Genomic DNA, 17,885 nt, shown 5'->3' with positions numbered 1-17,885 from the left:
CCCTGCCCGCTTTTCTTGAACGAGTCAAGATTGCTGGCCGGCGGCGCGTCGGGGCCCGGCTGACGTCACTGGACCCCAACCCCGTGTCGTACCCACTCGGGCTCCGCCAGATGTGCCCCGTGCGGAATGTGTGGAAAGGTCTATGGCCTCTCTCGGACCCGAGACCGACCGATCCACCAGTGAGGAAAGAAACGTGTCCAGCTCCCCCGACAGTCCCCCGACACCGCCCCTGGAGGCGGACGTCCCCGTGCAGGACGGCCTGCGCCCCGGCTCCGCCATCACCGCTCCGCGGGTGTTCTGGCCCGCCGCCACCATCATCCTCGTGTTCGTCGGCCTGGCCGTGGCCCTCCCCGAACGCCTCGGCAACACTCTGAGCACCCTCAGCAACACCGTGATCGGTGACCTGGGTTGGTTCTACGTCCTGCTGGTGAGCTCGTTCATCGCCTTCTCGCTGTGGGTGGCCCTGTCGCCGATGGGCAGGGTGGTGCTCGGCAAGGACGACGAGGAGCCCGAGTTCGGTCTCAAGTCGTGGTTCGCGATGCTCTTCGCGGCAGGCATGGGCATCGGCCTGGTGTTCTGGGGCGTCGCCGAGCCGCTGAACCACTTCGCCTCCCCGCCGCCCGGCACCGCCGACGGCGAGCCGGCTGCTGCGCGCGCCGCCATGGACACCACCTTCCTCCACTGGGGCCTGCACGCCTGGGGCATCTACGTGGTCGTCGGCCTGGCGGTCGCCTACGCCGTGCACCGCAAGGGTCGACCGGTCTCGATCCGCTGGGCCCTGGAGCCGCTCTTCGGCGACCGGGTCAAGGGCGCGCTCGGTGACGTCATCGACGTGATCGCCATCATCGGCACCATCTTCGGTGTCGCGACCTCGCTGGGCTTCGGCGTCAGCCAGGTCAGCGCGGGCCTGGCCTACCTCGGTGTCGTCGACGAGGCGTCGACCACGCTCAAGGTCGCCCTCATCGCCGGCATCAGCCTGATCGCGATCGTCTCCGTGGCCACCGGCGTCGACAAGGGCATCAAGTGGCTGTCCAACATCAACATGGGCCTGGCCGGCGTGCTTCTCCTGACCGTCGCGATCCTCGGCCCCACGGTGTTCATCCTGGGCGACTTCGTCCAGCAGCTCGGCTCCTACGGCCGCAACTTCCTCGAGCTGTCGTTCCGCACGATGAGCTTCCAGGGCGAGGAGGGGAGCGCGTGGCTGTCCGGCTGGACGACCTTCTACTGGGGCTGGTGGATGAGCTGGGCGCCGTTCGTGGGCGTCTTCATCGCCCGCATCTCCAGGGGGCGCACCGTGCGCGAGTTCGTCACCGGAGTGCTGCTCGTGCCGACGCTCGTGACCTTCCTCTGGTTCTCGGTCCTGGGCGGGTCTGCCATCTACCGCGAGATGTTCGGCGAGGGCGGGCTCGTCGGCGACGACGGCGCGGTCTCGACCGACGCCGCGCTGTTCCAGTTCCTCGAGGGACTGCCGGCCTCGGGCCTGCTCAGCGTCGCAGCGATGATCCTGGTGGTCGTCTTCTTCGTGACGAGCTCGGACTCGGGATCGTTCGTCGTCGACATGCTCGCCAGCGGCGGCAACCCGCAGCCCCCGGTCTGGTCCCGGGTGTTCTGGGCCGTGCTGGAGGGCCTCATCGCGGCCACGCTGCTCATCGCCGGCGCCGTGACCGGACAGGACGGCCTCAGCGCCCTGCAGACCATGGCCATCCTGCTGGCGTTGCCGTTCAGCTTCGTGATGGTCGGGATGATGGTCGCCACGGCCAAGGCTCTCCTGCACGAGAACTGGCTCATCGAGCGCGCCGAGCGGCGCCTGCTCGCCGCCGAGGTGGCCGGGGAGGTGGCGCGCGTGAACGGCACCACGCCCGGTCCCATCCGCGACGAGCGGCCGCCGCGTCGTACGAAGGTCTGACCGGGCCGGGGTAGTCCACCGGGAAGTGGCGCGGACGACGGTCCGCGCACGACCACATCCCGGTGGACTACCCGGGACCCGGCAGCCACAACCCGGTGGACCACACCTTCAGAGCAGTCCTGCGGCCTCGGTGAGCCACAGCCACGCCCGCGCCCGCGCATCGGGGTTCGGCCGCGTGGTGGGCAGGATGCTGGTGGGCCGCTCGACCCGGTCGTGCCAGAAGCGGCCCGTCGCCGGCGCCGGCTCGGCCGCCGCCAGCCACACGCTCGTGTCGGCGCCCTGGGCGTCGTCGCGCAGCACCGGCCGGGTGATCGAGCGGAAGCGCGGCAGCGACTCCTGGACGCCGGGGGTGTCGGCCCAACCGGGGTGCATCGTGGCCACGGTGATGCCGTCGCCGGCCCAGCGCTCACCGAGCAGCGGGCCCATCTCGACCTGCATCCGCTTGGACCGGGCGTACGCCGTCGTGGGCGAGTAGTCGCCGGTGAGGTAGCCCGGGTCGTCGGCGCGCAGCGCCTGGCCGTACATCCCGCCGCTGCTGACCAGCACCACCCGACCGCCCGCGAGCGGCCCGCGCAGCGCCTCGGTCATCACGACGGGACCGACGACGTGGACCGCCATGCTGAGCTCGTGGCCCTGCGCCGACTCGGTGCGGGTCGGCGGCATCACACCGGCGTTGTGGACGATCGCGTGCAGCTCGGGGACCTAGGCAGCGAGGTCGGCGGCGAAGCGGCGTACGTCGTCGAGGTCACCGACGTCGCAGCGCCACACCCGCAGCTCGGTCCCGGGCAGCCCCACCCGCAGGCGGTCGGCCACACCGGTGCCCTTGGCCTCGTCCCGCACGAGCATGTGGACCGTGGCGCCCAGACGCGCGAGGCGCTCGACGGTGGCGATGCCGAGGCCGGAGCTGGCGCCGGTGACGAGCACGTGACGACCGGCCAGCGCACCCGCGGGCGGGTCGGCCGGCCAGCCGGGGAGCGTACGCCGCACGGCGAGGCCGATCGTGGTGTAGCCGAGGACCAGGGAGCGGTCCATCGCCGCGTCGACGGCGCGGGCGAGCAGCGGTCGGGCCACCGGGTCAGCTCGCGTCGAGGCGGGCGACCTCGTCGGACGTCAGCTCGATGTCGGCGGCGGCCGCCGAGTCGGTGATGGAGGAGGGCCGCTTGGCGCCGGGGATCGGGATCACGACCGGCGACTGGGCGAGCTCCCAGGCCAGCGCCACCTGCTGGGCGCTCACGCCGCGCTCGGCGGCGATCTCGGCGAACGCCGGGTGCTTGTCGGCCAGCTCCTTGGCATCGCCCAGCCCGCCGAGCGGGCTCCACGGCAGGAACGCGAGGCCGAGCTCGTCGCACACGTCGATCTCGGGCTTGCTCGAGCGGAACTTCGGGCTGAACTGGTTCTGCACGCTCGCCAGCGCGTCGCCGAGGACGGCGTGCGCGGCACGGATCTGGTCGGGGTCGGCGTTGGACAGGCCCACGCGGGCGACCTTGCCGCTGTCGGCGATCTCCTTGAGCGTGCCGATGACCTCGTCGTAGGGCACCTTCGGGTCGGGGCGGTGGTGCTGCCACAGCGCGATCTGCTCGACGCCGAGGCGCTCGAGGCTGGCGTCGACGGCGCTGCGCAGGTGGTCGGCCGAGCTGTCGGTGTCCCAGCCGCCGCCGTCGGTGCGGACGTGGCCGCCCTTGGTGGCGAGCAGCACCCGGTCGCGGACGCCGAGCTCGTCGAGGATCGAGGCGATCAGGCGCTCGTTCTCGCCCTGCGCGCCCTCCCCCTTCTCGTCGCCGGGGCCGTAGGCGTCGGCGGTGTCGAACAGCGTGACGCCGGCGTCGAGCGCTGCGGTGACGGTGTCGAGGAGCTGCTGGCGCGGCTGGGTGCCGGTCTGGTCGAAGGTCATCAGGCCCAGGCCGATGGCGCCGACCTGCCGATTTCCGAGGGTGCGAGTCTGCATGGATCCGACCCTACGGCTCCGGCCCCAGAACCCTCCCCGCCCGTCGAGGTGGGCCCGGCGGCGCTCAGACGGCGTTGACGCGGAAGGTGTCGAGCAGGCCGAGGGCCGCCACCGCGTGGTCGCTGAGGTCGTCGCCGACGGACTCGCGCGCGAGCTCGGTGAAGTCCTGCAGCCCGGCGACCTCGCGGGCGGTGACGTTGCGGAATCCCATCGACCAGGAAGCGAAGGCGCGCTCGTCGACCAGGCGGCGGTCCACCACGCGCACGCGGTCGTGGCGCGCGTCGGCGCGGATCGCGTCGAAGATCGTGTCGACCGACGTCGTGTCGCCCTCGAGGGTCTGGATGACGTTGCCGCCGCTGTAGAGCAGCAGGCCGGTCACGCCGAGGCGCTCGTTCTTCGGACGGATCTGCTCGATGAGCTCGACCAGCTGGCCGACGGAGAGCAGGCGCGTGGCCGCGCTGGTGTAGGTCAGTCTGAGGACGCGCCCGTCGTGGGCGCCGGTGTGGGTGCTCATCGCGGCTGGACCATAGGCAGGTCCGCGAGCGCCGCACCACACCCGTTCGGGCTTGCCCGGCGGCGACCGGCTCAGTCGTCGAGGTCGATCGTGCCGACCCAGCGCTCCCCGGCGTCGCCGCCCCAGGCGTCCCAGGCCACGCGGCCGGGCGAGGGGTAGCCCTCACCGCCGCGGGTGAAGCCGGCGGCGTCCTTGTCGACGGTGTGCCGGGCGAAGTAGGCCTGCATCTTCCCCACGACCTCATCGCTGACCTCCTCGCCCTCGGCGAGCTGTGCGGCGCGGCGGCGGCCCGTGTCGGTGAAGCCCTTCCCGGCCTTCCCCTCCTCGATCCAGCGCTCGGCGCGCTGCGCGGCTTCCTGCACGTCCTTCGGTGGTCGGTGGCCCACGGCTCCTCCTGGGTAGTCGGCGTACGCCCGACGCTAGGCGCGCCCGCCGGCACCCACCTCACCCCGACTCGTGGGGTCGCTCTCAGCCGGCGAGCTCGCGCAGCCCCGGCAGCACCTCGTCGCCGAAGGAGGAGAGGAACGCCTCCTGGTCGTGGCCCGGGGCGTGGAAGACGAGGTGGTCGAACCCCGCGTCCACGTAGGGACGTACGGCGTCGACGACCGCCTCGGGGGTGGTCTCGACGATCCAGCGCGAGGCCACCTGCTCGATCGGCAGCCGGTCGGCGGCCGCAGCCATCTCCATCGGGTCGTCGAGCTGGTGCTTCTGCTCCGCGCTGAGCGACAGCGGCGCCCAGAAGCGGGTGTTGTCGAGCGCCTCCTCGCGGGTGGGGGCGTAGGACAGCTTGATCTCGATCATCCGCACGATGTCGTCGGAGCCGCGTCCCGACGCCTCCAGGCCGTCGGCCACCGCGGGCAGCAGCTTGTCGGTGTAGAGGTCCATGCCCTTGCCGCTCGTGCAGATGAACCCGTCGCCCACGCGACCGGCGTACTTCGCCATCTGCGGGCCGCCGGCCGCGACGTAGATCGGCACGCCGTCGTCGGGCCGGTCGTAGATCGTGGCGTCGACGGTGCGGTAGTAGTCGCCGTCGAAGCTCACCCGCTCACCGGCCCAGAGCGCGCGCATCAGCCGCACCGACTCGCGCAGCCGCGCCCAGCGCTCCTTGAAGTCCGGCCACTCGCCGAGCCCGACGGAGACCTCGTTGAGTGCCTCGCCCGTCCCGACGCCGAGCACCACCCGACCGGGGTCGAGCAGGGCGAGGGTGGCGAACTGCTGCGCCAGGACGGCCGGGTTGTAGCGGAAGGTCGGCGTGAGCACGCTGGTGCCGAGCACCACGCGGTCCGTGCGCTCGCCGAGAGCCGCGAGCACCGCGAGCGCGTTGGGGGCGTGACCGCCCTCGTGGCGCCAGGGCTGGAGGTGGTCGCTGAGCCACACGCTGTCGAGACCGACCTCCTCGGCCCGGGTGCCGAGCCCGACCAGCTCACGGGGGCCGAACTGCTCGGCGGAGGCCTTGTAACCGATGGTGAGCGGCGAGGTCGTCATGAGGAGATGGTGACCCATGGGTGGCCACGACGTCCCTCGGGCACCACCCACCCCCCATCATGGCGACATGACATCCCTCACCGGGCTGCCCACCGCCGAGCTGCTCGACCGCGCCTCACGACGCCGCGACGCGCTCTTCGGCACGCGCGTCACCTACTCGCCGAAGGTCTTCGTCCCGCTGACCAAGCTGTGTCGCGACCGCTGCGGCTACTGCACCTTCGCGGAGTCCCCGCGCACCGCCGCCGCGCCCTACCTCTCGCTCGACGAGGTGCTGGCCACCGCCCGCCAGGGTGCCGCCGCAGGATGCCACGAGGCGCTCTTCACCCTCGGTGAGGCGCCCGAGCTGCGCTACCCGGCGGCCGCGGAGTGGCTCGCCGACCACGGCCACTCCTCGACGGTGTCCTACCTCGCCGAGGCGAGCGCGCTGGTGCTCGCCGAGACCGGCCTCCTGCCGCACGCCAACGCCGGGGCGATCGGTCGCGACGACCTCGCCGCGCTGCGTACGTCGTGCGCGTCGCAGGGGATGATGATCGAGAGCCTGCGACCCGACCTGTCCGCCCACCGCGGCGCGCCGGACAAGGAACCGGCCCGCCGCCTCGCGACCCTCGAGATCGCCGGGCGGCTGGCGATCCCCTTCACCACCGGCATCCTGGTCGGGATCGGCGAGACCGAGGCCGACCGGCTCGAGGCGCTGGAGGCCATCGCCGCCGCGCACCTCGAGCACGGGCACGTGCAGGAGGTGATCGTGCAGAACTTCCTGCCCAAGCCGGGCACCGCGATGCGTGACGCCGCCCCCTGTCCGCACGAGGACCACGTCCGCGCGATCGCGCTGGCCAGGCTGGTGCTCCCCGACGACGTGCACCTCCAGGCCCCGCCCAACCTCTCCGCACCCGAGGAGCTCGCCGGGCTGCTGGCCGCGGGCATCGACGACTGGGGCGGCGTGTCGCCGGTGACGGCCGACCACGTCAACCCCGAGCGCCCGTGGCCCTCGCTGGACACCCTGCGCACTGCCACCGGGGCGGCGGGCCACGAGCTCGCGCCGCGGCTCACCATCTATCCCGAGCACGCCGCGCAGCCCGAGCAGTGGCTCGATTCGGCCGTGCGCTTCGCGGTGCTCGACCGGGCGGACGCCGAGCTGCTGGCGCGCGACGACCCCGGTGCGCTGTGGCCCGAGCGGCACCGCGACGCGGCCAACGTCGGCACCGGCGCGGAGGTCGTGCAGGTCGGGCGGCGCTCCACGACGTGGTTCTCCGGTGCCGGCGTCGACCCGGTGACGCTCGTGCCCGCACGCGACCGGGCGGTGACCGGCCGTGTGCGCGAGGTCCTGGACGGCGTACGCCTGGGGCAGGACCCGGGTGCCGAGGAGCTCGAGGCCCTCTTCGCGGCGCGCGGGCGCGAGGTCGGCGCGGTCGCGGAGGTGGCCGACGAGGTGCGCCGGCGCGTGGTCGGCGACGAGGTGACCTACGTCGTCAACCGCAACATCAACTACACCAACGTCTGCACCTACAGGTGCACGTTCTGTGGCTTCTCCAAGGGACCGCTCTCGCTCAACCTGCGCGGCAAGCCCTATCTCCTCACCCTCGACGACGTCGCCGACCGCAGCGAGGAGGCGGCGGCGCTCGGTGCGACGGAGGTATGCCTGCAGGGCGGCATCCACCCGAGCTTCGACGGCAACTTCTACGTCGACGTCACCCGCGCAGTGCACGAGCGGGTCCCGGACATCCACATCCACGGCTTCACCGCGCTTGAGGTCCTCGAGGGGTCGCGGCGCCTCGAGGAGCCGCTCGAGAGCTACCTGCTGCGCCTCAAGGACGCCGGGCTGCGCTCGCTGCCCGGCACCGCCGCGGAGATCCTCGACGACGAGGTCCGTGCGGTGCTGTGCCCCGACAAGGTGACCACCGAGGAGTGGCTCGAGGTGCACCGCGTGGCGCACTCCGTCGGGCTGCGCAGCAACGTGACGATGATGTTCGGCTCGGTCGAGCACCCTCGCCACTGGGTCACGCACCTGCTGCGCACCCGGGCGCTGCAGCGCGAGACCGGCGGCTTCACCGAGTTCGTCGGGCTGCCCTTCGTGCACATGGCGGCGCCCATCTACCTCAAGCGCGGTGCGCGGCGGGGTCCGACGTGGCGCGAGACGCTGCTGGTCCACGCGGTGGCCCGCATCGCGTACGCCGACGACATCGACCACGTGCAGGCGTCGTGGGTCAAGCTCGGTCCGGTCGGCGCCGGCCAGCTGCTGGCCGCGGGCGTGGACGACCTCGGCGGCACGCTCATGGACGAGAACATCAGCCGCGCCGCGGGCGCGAGCCACGGCCAGGGGCTGACGTCCGACGACCTGGCCGCGATCGCACGCGAGGCCGGGCGTCCGCTGCGTCAGCGCACGACGCTCTACGGCGAGGTGGGCGTGCCGGCGTAGGACACCCCCGGGTGGAGGTCGTCGTGCCGGACGTGCGAGCTCGCACCCGTGAGTTCCTCCCTGAGGGTGGTGCCTACCCCGACGCGCTGCGGACATGTCGTCCGTGGGGGGGTGTTGGCGGCGTGGACATGCGACCAAAGTCGGAGTCACCGAACGAAAGGACAACCCCATGGACATCGGTGACAGCTTCCAGAACGCGACCGACGGCTTCTTCGGCTTCCTGCCGAACCTGCTCGGCTTCCTGCTGATCCTGCTGGTCGGCTACATCGTGGCGAGGGTCGTCGCCGGCGTGGTCGGCAAGCTCCTCGAGCGGGTCGGCATCGACCGGCGACTGAACGAGAGCTCTGCCAACCGCTACGTCGACGCGGTCCTGCCCGGTGCCTCTGCGGCCAACGGCATCGCACGCGTCATCTTCTGGCTGATCTTCATCTTCTTCATCACCACCGCGATCGGGGCGCTCGGCATCCCGGCCGCCACCGGATTCATGAACGACGTGCTGGCCTACCTGCCCAACGTCATCGTGGCCATCGTGATCTTCATCGTCGCCGCGCTGCTCTCCGGCGCCGTCGCCGGCGGGGTCGCCCGCTTCATGGGCGACACCCCGACCGGCAAGGTGGTCGGCGCCGTCGCGCCTGCGGTCATCATGACGATCGCGTTCTTCATGATCCTCGAGCAGCTCCAGATCGCTCCCGAGATCGTGCGGATCGCCTTCACCGCCATCATGTTCGCCCTGGCCCTCGGCCTCGCCCTGGCCTTCGGCCTCGGTGGCCGCGACATCGCCGCCGACCTGCTCCGCCAGGCCCGCGACAAGGGCTCGGAGGCCGCGAGCCAGGCCAAGCAGGACGCCCACGTGGGTGCCCGCCGCGCCCGCGACGAGGTGGACCAGCACACCGACAGCAGCTCCAGTGCCGGGACCGACTGGACGTCCACGTCGACGGCCGGCGCGACCGGGTCGGCGTACGACCCCGAGGCCACGCAGCACATGCCTCCCCCGGCCTCGCCGGACCGCTGACCCACCGGCAGACACCGCCGGACCTCCGGTGCTCTGCCACCTCGAGACAGCACACCTCGTCCTCCGGCCCCGGCCGGAGGACGAGGCCGCGGTCTGCCCGCCAGCACCGCAGCGCTGCCGGCTCCACCCTCACCGGGTGAGCTCAGCCTCCGCCGCACGGACGACCTGCTCGCAGATCTCGTGGGTGCGCAACGCGTCGCGGGCGGAGATCACGTCCTTGCTCCTGACCGAGCCCAGGAACGCGTCGACCATCGCGGTGAAACCGCGGAGGGTCGGCACATCGGTCCACGAGTCACGACGCATCAGCCGCAGACCGCCCTCAGCCTCGGCGCGCCACTCCTCGGCGAGGTCCACCACGCGGTGCTGGTAACCCGGGCCCATCACCTCCACGACCTCCTCGGCCACCCCGCCGACCCGATGCATCACACCCAGGCCGGTGCTCGCTCCGACTCGGAGCGCGATCGTCACCGTGGCCAGGAGGCCGTCCTGGGCGGTGCACCAGACCGACACCTCCTCCTCCCCCGCCGGCATCAGGAACCGCACGGTGTCCACCACGTGGATGAAGTCGTCGAGGACGAACTGGCGCGGCTCCCCCGGCAGGCCGCAACGGTGCTTCTGCACCAGCACGACCGACGCGGGCTCCTGCGACAACGCCACGTGGGCCGGGCAGAAGCGCCGGTTGAATCCCACCGCCAGCGACAGGCCACGCTCCTCGGCCAGCTCGACCAGGCGGGTCGCCGAGGCAAGGTCCGGGGCGAGCGGCTTGTCCACCAGCACCGGTACCCCCGCGTGGAGCAGCTGTTCGACGAGGCCGACGTGGGCGTCGGTGGAGGCGTGCACGAACGCAGCGTCGAGGGTTCCGTCGAGGAGGTCCTCCACGCGGGTGGTGGACCGCGCGAAGCCGTACCGGCGGGCGACGTCGGCCAGCCGGCCGGGGTCCCGCGTCATCAGCGAGACCTCGACGTCGTCCCGCGCGGCGAGGACCGGCAGGTACGCCTTCTGGGCGATGTCACCGAGCCCGACCACGCCCACCCGCAGCGGCCTGATCATGTCGGAGACAGTACCCAGGCGCCGTGCCGCATCACGCCCCGGACGTCGAGGTCCGGGGTCAGGACGACGAGGTCGGCGGGCGCACCCGGCGCCAGTCCGGGAGCGGGCAGCCCCAGGGCCCGCAGGGGGTTGAGGCACATCTGGCGGATCACCGTGAGCAGCGCCTCGTCGCGGTCGCCGGCCGCGTGCGCGACGGCCAGCGACGCCATCCTCGCCGTGGTCGCTGTGCTCCCGGCGATCGTGTCGGTGCCCGCGACGCGCGCCACGCCCTCGGTGACCTCGACGGCCAGCTCACCGAGCCGATAGGCGCCGTCCGACATCCCGGCCGCAGCCATCGCGTCGGTGACGAGCGCGACCCGGTCCACGCCCACGTCAGCGGTCACCAGGCGGTGCAGGGCCGGGTGCAGGTGCACACCGTCATGAATGAGCTCCACGGTGACCCGGGGGTCCTCGAGCGCAGCGACGACCGGTCCCGGTTCGCGGTGATGGACCGGGCGCATCGCATTGAACAGGTGGGTGGCCACCGTCGCTCCGGCGTCGATGGCGGCTCGCGCCTGCTCGTAGGTGGCGTCGGTGTGCCCGATCGCCGCCACCACGCCCGCATCGACGATGCGTCGGATCGCCTCGAGGGCGCCCGGCAGCTCAGGGGCGAGCGTCACCATGCGAACGGCGCCCCGCCCTGCTGCGAGCAGCGCATCGATCTCTGCCGGGTCGGGATCGCGGAGTGCGGTCGGCTCGTGGGCACCGCACCGTCGCGCCGCCAACCAGGGTCCTTCGAGGTGGATCCCCAGGAGGTGACCGGACGCGACGTGGTCGGCCAGGAGACTCACCTGCCGGGCCAGGTCCTCCGGCTGCGCCGAGACCAACGACGCCACCATGGCGGTGGTGCCGTGCCGACGGTGGAGTGCCACCGTTGCCTCGACGGCCCGGGCGGTCCCTTCGAAGAACGCACCCCCGCCGCCGCCGTGGACGTGCATGTCCACGAAGCCGGGAGCCACGACGGCCTCATCGAGGTCGAGGTCGACCGGCCGGGGGGCGAGGCCGGAGCCGAGCCCCACGACCCGGCCGGACTCGATCTCCACCCAGCCTGCGCCGAGCATCGAGGCACCGGTCAGGACCGTCCCCGCGGAGAGGAGCACGTCAGATCCCTTGCCAGCGCGGCTTGCCCGCGTAGGTCTCGCGGTAGTACCCGGCCAGCTGCAGGCGACTGGCCGCCGCCGGGTCGAGGAGCACCGTGACGTGGGGGTGGTGCTGCAGGATCGTTCCCGGCCACAGGGCGCTCACGGCACCCTCGACGAGCTGGTGGACCGCCTCCGCCTTCTTCTGCCCGGTCGCCAGCAGGACGAGGTGGCGAGCCTCCATGATCGTGCCGAGTCCCTGGGTGAGGCAGTGCGTCGGCACCGCGTCGACGTCATCCCCGAAGAAGCGGGCGTTGTCGACGCGCGTCTGGCGGGTCAGGGTCTTGATCCGCGTGCGTGAGGCGAACGACGACCCGGGCTCGTTGAAGGCGATGTGACCGTCGGAGCCGATCCCCAGGATCTGGAGGTCCACACCCCCCGCCTCGGAGATCGACCGCTCGTACGCCGCGCACGCGGCCGGGATGTCGCGGGCCAGGCCATCGGGTCCGGCGACCGCGCCCGGCGCGAAGTCCACCCGCGAGACGAAGTCACGGTCGATGACCGTCCGGTAGCGCTCCGGGTGGTCGGCGGGCAGCCCGACGTACTCGTCGAGGGTGAAACCTCGGGCCGCCGCGAAGCTCAGCTCCCCGCGCGAGCACCGCGCGGCCAGCTCGTCGTACACCGCCAGTGGCGACGACCCGGTCGCGAGACCGAGGGTGGCGTCCGGCGTGCCGGCGAGCTGGGCCGCGACGGCATCGGCCGCGACATGGGCCAGCTGTCGTGGCTCGTCGAGGATGACGACCTCCATGTCAGCTCACGCCTCGGGGCTCGCCGCGACGGTGAGGAGCAGCTCGAGGCCCTTCACGTCGGCGCCGGCTGCCAGGTCTCGCAGTGCGACCGTGTCGGCCTTGCGGTCCAGGACGATCACCGGCACGACGGGATTGCGCCCCGCAGCCTCGACGGCTGGTACGTCGTAGCGCAGGATCGACTGACCGACCACGACCTCGTCACCCTCGGCCGCATGGGCGCTGAATCCTTCGCCGTCGAGCTGCACCGTGTCGATGCCGAGGTGCACGAGGACCCCGGTCCCGTCTGCGGTCTGGAGGGCGAAGGCGTGCGGCCACAGCTTGAGGATCCTGCCCGTCGCCGGCGCCACCACGTCGACGACCTGCCGCGGAGGATCGATGGCCACACCGTGCCCGACGACTCCCTTGGCGAACGTCGCATCCGGGACCTCGCTCAGCGGCACCAGGGTGCCGCCCAGGGGCGCGAGCACTGCCAGGCGACCGGTGGCCGGGCGGGCGACCGGGGCCGGTGCTGCTGGCGTGGATGCCTCCACCGATGCGGACGACTGCGCCGGCGCCGGCCCCTGCACGAGGGCCGCTCGGATCTCGTCCTTCAGCTCGTCTGCCTGGGTGCCGAAGACGGCCTGCACGTTGTTGCCGACCTCGACCACCCCAGCGGCGCCCAGCGCTCGCAGTGCTGCCTTGTCCACCGCATCCTTGTCGGCCACCTCGATCCGGAGCCTGGTGATGCAGGCATCGACGGCCCTGAGGTTGTCCGCGCCGCCGAAAGCAGCGATCAGTCGGTGGGCGCGAGCGGTGGCTCCGTCCGTGCCGGCGGGGTCGTCGGTGCCGTCCGCCGCACCGTCCGCGTCGTCCAGCTCCGGGTCCCGGCCAGGCGTGAGCAGGTTCCAGCGGGTGATCGCGAAGCGGAACATCACGTAGTACAGGACGAAGAACACCAGACCCATCAGGACCAGCAGGGGGATGTTCTTCGCGGCCGGGGCCGTGCCGTAGAGGAGGAGGTCGATCAGCCCGGCCGAGAACGAGAAGCCGAGGTGGATGTCGAGGGTGTAGGCGAGGGCGAGGGACAGCCCGGTCAGCACCGCGTGGATCACGAACAGCGGGAAGGCCACGAACATGAACGCGAACTCGAGCGGCTCGGTGACGCCGGTCAGGAAGGCGGTCAGGCCAGCGGCGGAGAGGATGCCGATGGCCAGCTTCTTCTGGCGCGCGCGGGCGGCATGGATCATCGCGAGTGCAGCGCCGGGCAGGCCGAACATCAAGATGGGGTAGAAGCCAGCGGTCAGGCGACCGGCCTCGGGGTCACCGTTGGCGAACCGGGTGAGCTCACCGTTGAAGGTCGTGCCGTTGGCGGTGAAGTCGCCGTAGAGGAACCAGATATAGGTGTTGACGATGTGGTGCAGGCCCAGCGGGATGAGCATCCGGTTGACGAAGCCGTAGACGAACGCGCCGATCGCACCCGACCCTCCGATGAACTCGGCCACGCCGGTCAGGCCCATGTCGAAGAGGGGGTAGAGGTAGCTCAGGCCGAACCCGATGAACAGCGACGCCAGCGAGACCACGATGGGCACGAACCGTCGACCGCCGAAGAAGCCGAGGTAGGACGGCAGCTGGATCGTGTGGTAGCGATCGAACAGCCACGCCGTCACGACGCCGATGATGATGCCGGCGAAGACGCTGTAGTTGATCATCGCCTGGTCACCGGCCGGGGTGGTCTCGCCGGCGAGGACGATCGGCGACATCGCCTTGAAGACCTCGGCGACGACAAGGTAGCCCGCCACTGCCGACAGGGCCGTCGACCCGTCCGCCTTGCGGGCGAACCCGATGGCGACGCCGACCGCGAACAACAGCGGCAGGTTCGCGAAGATCGCGCCGCCGGCCGCACTCATCGCGTCGAAGAACGGGCCGATGATCGGTGGGTTGTACTGGCCGAGCATGTCCTCCTGCCCGACCCGGAGCAGGATTCCCGCTGCGGGCAGCAGCGCGATGGGGAGCATCAGGCTCTTGCCGAGGCGCTGGAGCTGTGCGAAGCCCGGGATCCTGAAGCCGCCTCGTCTCGATGCGGCTTGGTCGGTGGCGGCGGTTGTCATCGGATCCTCCGGCTGCGGTAGATTGGTGTAGACCAATGTCAGATTGGCATAGACCAATCCCGGCGTCAACCCTTGTCGGCCTGCATCCACCGGAGGATTCGTGAAGGTCCCGAAGTACTACGTCGTCAAGGAGGAGATCCTCCGGCTCATCGCCGACCTGCCACCGGGCGCCGCGCTGGCTCCCGAGCGTGACCTGGCCGAGCTGCTCCACACCTCTCGTACGACGGTGCGCCAGGCGATCGCAGAGCTCGTCGTCGACGGCCGCCTCGAGCACACCCAGGGACGCGGCACGTTCGTCGCCCAGCCGAAGCTGATGCAGGTCAGGCCGATGACGTCGTTCTCGCAGGACCTGTCCGAGGAGGGCTGGAGGCCCGGCAGCAGGGTGCTCGACGTGGACGTCGTGGAGGCCGACGCGGACCTGGCACGCCACCTCGGCCTCGCCCCCGGTGCGCCCGTGCATCGCGTGGCGCGACTGCGGACCCAGGCGGGGGAGCCCATCGCGCTCGAGACCGCCCACCTGCCCGGGCCACTGCCCCGACTGGCCGAGGAGCTGGACAGCCGGGGCTCGCTCTACCAGACGCTGGCCGAGGCCTACGGCATCGATCTCGACGCCGTCGAGGACGTCGTCGAGACGACCCGGGCAGACCCCGTCACCGCGAACCTGATCGGGGTCGACGTGGGGCTGCCCCTGCTGCTGGTCCAGCGCACTGCGTGGGACGCGAGCGGTCGGCCCGTGGAGTGGACGCGCTCGCTCTTCCGTGGCGACAGGTTCAGGTTCGTCGCCAGGCAGCGGCTCGACGACACCGATCACCCGGCCTCGATCGCTGAGCGCGGTCGAGACTAGGAGGACCGCGAGACCGGCGACGATCCCGACGACGGCCGCTCGCGACGGCGGTGCGATCCGTCGCGCCCGCGGAGGAACGGCACAGGCAGCTGCCGTCAGCCCTGCGCCATGTCCACGAAGCGCGAGTAGTGACCCTGGAAGGCGACGGTGAGGTCGCGGGTGGGGCCGTTGCGGTGCTTGGCCACGATCAGGTCGGCCTCGCCGGGGCGGGTCGACTCCTTCTCGTAGACGTCGTCACGGTGCAGGAGGATCACCATGTCGGCGTCCTGCTCCAGCGACCCGGACTCACGCAGGTCGCTCATCATCGGACGCTTGTCGCCGCGCTGCTCGGGACCACGGTTGAGCTGCGAGAGCGCGATGATCGGCAGCTCGAGCTCCTTGGCGAGGAGCTTGATGTTGCGGGAGAACTCCGAGACCTCGAGCTGGCGGGACTCGACCTTCTTGCCCGAGCTCATCAGCTGCATGTAGTCGATGACGATGAGCTTGAGGTCGTGGCGCTGCTTGAGCCGGCGGGCCTTGGCCCGGATCTCCATCATCGTCATGTTGGGGCTGTCGTCGATGAACATCGGCGCCCCGGAGACCTGGCCCATCTTGCGGGCCAGCTTCTCCCAGTCGTCGTCGCGCATCGTGCCGTTGCGGATGTGGTTCAGCGGCACCTTCGCCTCGGCCGAGAGCAGGCGCATCATGATCTCCGAGCGCGTCATCTCGAGGCTGAAGAAGCAGCTGGTGAGGTTGTTGTGGATCGACGCCGCGCGGCAGAAGTCCAGGGCGAGTGTCGAGTTGTGGGTGGGGATCATCGATCGACCGGCCAGGTAGAGGTGGTCGTCGTTGTCGACCTGCACGCACCGCACCGGCACCGACTCGATGCGCTGCACGGTGGTGATGTAGCGCTTGCCGATGCGGACGGTCGACGTCGGACGCTCCTCCTTGTGCAGCAGTGCCTTGCGCTCCAGCTTGAACACGTCGTCGACCGTCGAGAAGTTGAGGATGTGGCACGTGGAGCTTGCCTCCGAGCGGCCCTTGACGCGCTTCGTCGTACGTCCGCACCGGTAGCCCAGGCTCACGACGAGCTCGTGAACGGTGTCGGCCAACCTCTCGCTCGTCACTGCGAACTGCACGGATCCCACGCCCTTGACCACGGTGCCGTCGGTGTCGAGCAGACCGGCGAGCAGTTCCCGGCGCGCCTCCTCGGAGGCGCGGAGGTAGACGCTCGGGATGTGCTTGTCGTTCAGCACGCCGACCGTGCGCAGCAGAGCGGTGAAGGATCCGTGGTCCTGCTGGCACGCACCACAGAGATAAGTCCCGTGCATGACACCGCTGCAGTCGGGGCACACGCCTCGCTCCGTCGCGACGGCCCGGGGAGTCCGGATGCTGTAGAGCATGTTGCCCAAGGAGGTGACGGTGTAACCACGGCCTTCGATCCGCATCGGGATCTCCGGGGTCTCGCAGGTGATGCGGCCGCCAGCGCTGTGACCGTCCCCCAACCACGCTCCGAGGACGTAGGGGTCGATGGGGAGGAGGTCGTCGTGGCCCGTGAGCACTCCCGCGTTGATCACTGCGTGGTTCGCGCGCTGCTCCGCCCCGACTCGCACTGTCCGGGCGATCTCCTCCGTGGTCACCACGGAGGCGTGGGTGCGCTGGTTCTTCATCCGGTTGTAGTGGTTGTCGGCGGCCCAACGCGACTTGCGGGCTGCTCGCGTCTCGGTCAGCCACTGGTGCTCGCCGTCGGCGACGATCACCGAGCCGTCGGAGAAGGTCACCTCGTAGCACGGTCGATCGAGCATGACGTCGGTCGCGGCGACGACCCGGGTGGGGCGACCGTCCGCGGCGTAGAGCTCGTCGCCGACGCGCACCTCCCTCATGGTGGTCCACCCGGTAGGCGTCGGAAGAGGCGTGTCGAGGGCCAGCGCCTTCCCCATGGCAGGACGAGCCGCGACGATGATCATCTGGCCCGAGTGCAGGCCGTTGGTCAGGTCGTCGAGGTCGGCGAAGCCGGTGGGCACGCCGTAGAGGCCGGCCTCGCGATTGCCGATCGCTTCGATCTCGTCCAGGACGCCGCTCATGATGTCGCTCAGCGGCGCGTAGTCGACGGCCGCACGACGGTCGGTGACCTTGTAGACCTCGGCCTGGGCGTGGTCGACCACGTCGTCGATCTGGCCCTCGCCGGCGTAGCCGAGGGCGGCGATGCGGGTGCCCGCCTCGACCAGGCGGCGCAGGATCGCCTTGTCGCGCACGATCTCGGCGTAGTAGCCGGCGTTGGCAGCGATCGGCACGTTGGCCGAGAGCGTGTGGAGGTAGGGGGCGCCACCGATGCGCTGGAGCTCGCCGCGCTTGGTCAGCTCCGCAGCCACCGTGATCGGGTCGGCCGGCTCCCCGCGGCCGTAGAGGTCGATGATCGCGTCGTGGATGATCTCGTGGGCGGGGCGGTAGTAGTCCACGCCCTTGATGACGTCGACGACGTCGGCGATCGCGTCCTTGGAGAGCAGCATCGAGCCGAGCACGCTCTGCTCGGCGGCATTGTCCTGCGGGGGCGTGCGGTCGCCGGCGGAGCGCGGCGCCTCGCCGGGCTCGTAGGCCGCCGGGCCGTCGCCCCAGGCCTCGTCGGTGTCGCCCTCGAAGGTGATGCTCACCAGTGCTCCCCTCAGCTGTGACTGCCCACGACGTTAGGGGCGAGGACCGACATCCACTGCCGACGACGC

The 17,885-nt window shown here is 71.2% G+C and carries 15 protein-coding genes; 4 read left to right on the top strand and 11 right to left on the bottom strand.

The window, feature by feature from the left end; all coding sequences use genetic code 11:
* The first annotated feature begins 193 nt into the window (after positions 1-193).
* Positions 194-1,906, top strand: a complete 1,713-nt coding sequence (locus K4G59_RS07780) for a BCCT family transporter (RefSeq protein WP_231250387.1) — start codon at positions 194-196, stop codon at positions 1,904-1,906.
* A 108-nt stretch (positions 1,907-2,014) separates the two neighbouring features.
* Here the strand turns inward: K4G59_RS07780 and K4G59_RS07775 are convergent, their stop codons facing one another.
* The 6 genes from K4G59_RS07775 to fgd all read right to left on the bottom strand — a co-directional run bounded on the left by K4G59_RS07775 (position 2,015) and on the right by fgd (position 5,850).
* The gene (locus K4G59_RS07775; RefSeq protein ID WP_343997153.1) at positions 2,015-2,590 is read right to left on the bottom strand and encodes an NAD-dependent epimerase/dehydratase family protein; all 576 of its coding nucleotides are present in this window, start codon (positions 2,588-2,590) and stop codon (positions 2,015-2,017) included.
* A gap of 18 nt (positions 2,591-2,608) precedes the next feature.
* Positions 2,609-2,977 carry an SDR family NAD(P)-dependent oxidoreductase gene (locus K4G59_RS07770; RefSeq protein ID WP_231250385.1) on the bottom strand — a complete coding sequence of 123 codons (369 nt, stop codon included), beginning with the start codon at positions 2,975-2,977 and terminating at the stop codon, positions 2,609-2,611.
* A gap of 4 nt (positions 2,978-2,981) precedes the next feature.
* Positions 2,982-3,851 carry an aldo/keto reductase gene (locus K4G59_RS07765; protein ID WP_231250384.1) on the bottom strand — a complete coding sequence of 290 codons (870 nt, stop codon included), beginning with the start codon at positions 3,849-3,851 and terminating at the stop codon, positions 2,982-2,984.
* 64 nt (positions 3,852-3,915) lie between these two features.
* Complete coding sequence (locus K4G59_RS07760) at positions 3,916-4,365, bottom strand: BLUF domain-containing protein (protein WP_231250383.1); 450 nt, start codon at positions 4,363-4,365, stop codon at positions 3,916-3,918.
* Between the two features lie 71 nt (positions 4,366-4,436).
* Entirely contained in the window at positions 4,437-4,751 is a 315-nt protein-coding gene (locus tag K4G59_RS07755; protein WP_231250382.1) for a hypothetical protein, read from the bottom strand.
* 82 nt (positions 4,752-4,833) lie between these two features.
* Positions 4,834-5,850, bottom strand: a complete 1,017-nt coding sequence (fgd, locus tag K4G59_RS07750) for a glucose-6-phosphate dehydrogenase (coenzyme-F420) (RefSeq protein ID WP_231250381.1) — start codon at positions 5,848-5,850, stop codon at positions 4,834-4,836.
* A gap of 67 nt (positions 5,851-5,917) precedes the next feature.
* Here fgd and cofH point away from each other — a divergent pair, with 67 nt between their 5' ends.
* Both cofH and K4G59_RS07740 read left to right on the top strand, forming a co-directional pair.
* Positions 5,918-8,266, top strand: a complete 2,349-nt coding sequence (gene cofH, locus K4G59_RS07745) for a 5-amino-6-(D-ribitylamino)uracil--L-tyrosine 4-hydroxyphenyl transferase CofH (RefSeq protein WP_231250380.1) — start codon at positions 5,918-5,920, stop codon at positions 8,264-8,266.
* 169 nt (positions 8,267-8,435) lie between these two features.
* The gene (locus tag K4G59_RS07740; protein ID WP_231250379.1) at positions 8,436-9,278 is read left to right on the top strand and encodes a mechanosensitive ion channel family protein; all 843 of its coding nucleotides are present in this window, start codon (positions 8,436-8,438) and stop codon (positions 9,276-9,278) included.
* A 129-nt stretch (positions 9,279-9,407) separates the two neighbouring features.
* Here K4G59_RS07740 and K4G59_RS07735 read toward each other — a convergent pair whose 3' ends face one another.
* The 4 genes from K4G59_RS07735 to K4G59_RS07715 are packed head-to-tail and all read right to left on the bottom strand — an operon-like array spanning position 9,408 to position 14,342.
* Entirely contained in the window at positions 9,408-10,328 is a 921-nt protein-coding gene (locus tag K4G59_RS07735; RefSeq protein WP_231250378.1) for a Gfo/Idh/MocA family protein, read from the bottom strand.
* Positions 10,325-11,467: an N-acetylglucosamine-6-phosphate deacetylase gene (gene nagA, locus K4G59_RS07730; protein WP_231250377.1), complete on the bottom strand. Its 1,143-nt coding sequence runs from the start codon at positions 11,465-11,467 to the stop codon at positions 10,325-10,327. The genes K4G59_RS07735 and nagA overlap by 4 nt, the downstream gene beginning before the upstream one ends.
* Position 11,468: 1 nt before the next feature.
* On the bottom strand, positions 11,469-12,254 hold the full coding sequence (gene nagB / locus K4G59_RS07725; RefSeq protein ID WP_231250376.1) for a glucosamine-6-phosphate deaminase: 786 nt from the start codon (positions 12,252-12,254) through the stop codon (positions 11,469-11,471).
* A gap of 6 nt (positions 12,255-12,260) precedes the next feature.
* Positions 12,261-14,342 carry a glucose PTS transporter subunit IIA gene (locus tag K4G59_RS07715; RefSeq protein WP_372461800.1) on the bottom strand — a complete coding sequence of 694 codons (2,082 nt, stop codon included), beginning with the start codon at positions 14,340-14,342 and terminating at the stop codon, positions 12,261-12,263.
* Between the two features lie 100 nt (positions 14,343-14,442).
* Here K4G59_RS07715 and K4G59_RS07710 point away from each other — a divergent pair, with 100 nt between their 5' ends.
* Positions 14,443-15,186 carry a GntR family transcriptional regulator gene (locus K4G59_RS07710; protein ID WP_231250375.1) on the top strand — a complete coding sequence of 248 codons (744 nt, stop codon included), beginning with the start codon at positions 14,443-14,445 and terminating at the stop codon, positions 15,184-15,186.
* Positions 15,187-15,281: 95 nt separating this feature from the next.
* On the opposite strand, the gene dnaB is transcribed toward K4G59_RS07710, so the two are convergent.
* Entirely contained in the window at positions 15,282-17,816 is a 2,535-nt protein-coding gene (gene dnaB / locus K4G59_RS07705) for a replicative DNA helicase (RefSeq protein ID WP_308189375.1), read from the bottom strand.
* Positions 17,817-17,885: the final 69 nt, after the last annotated feature.

The organism is Nocardioides furvisabuli (genome assembly GCF_021083185.1).
Lineage (GTDB): Bacteria > Actinomycetota > Actinomycetes > Propionibacteriales > Nocardioidaceae > Nocardioides > Nocardioides furvisabuli.
The sequence above is the reverse complement of the archived record's forward strand: the minus strand, read 5'-3'. Positions and strand labels throughout refer to the sequence as shown.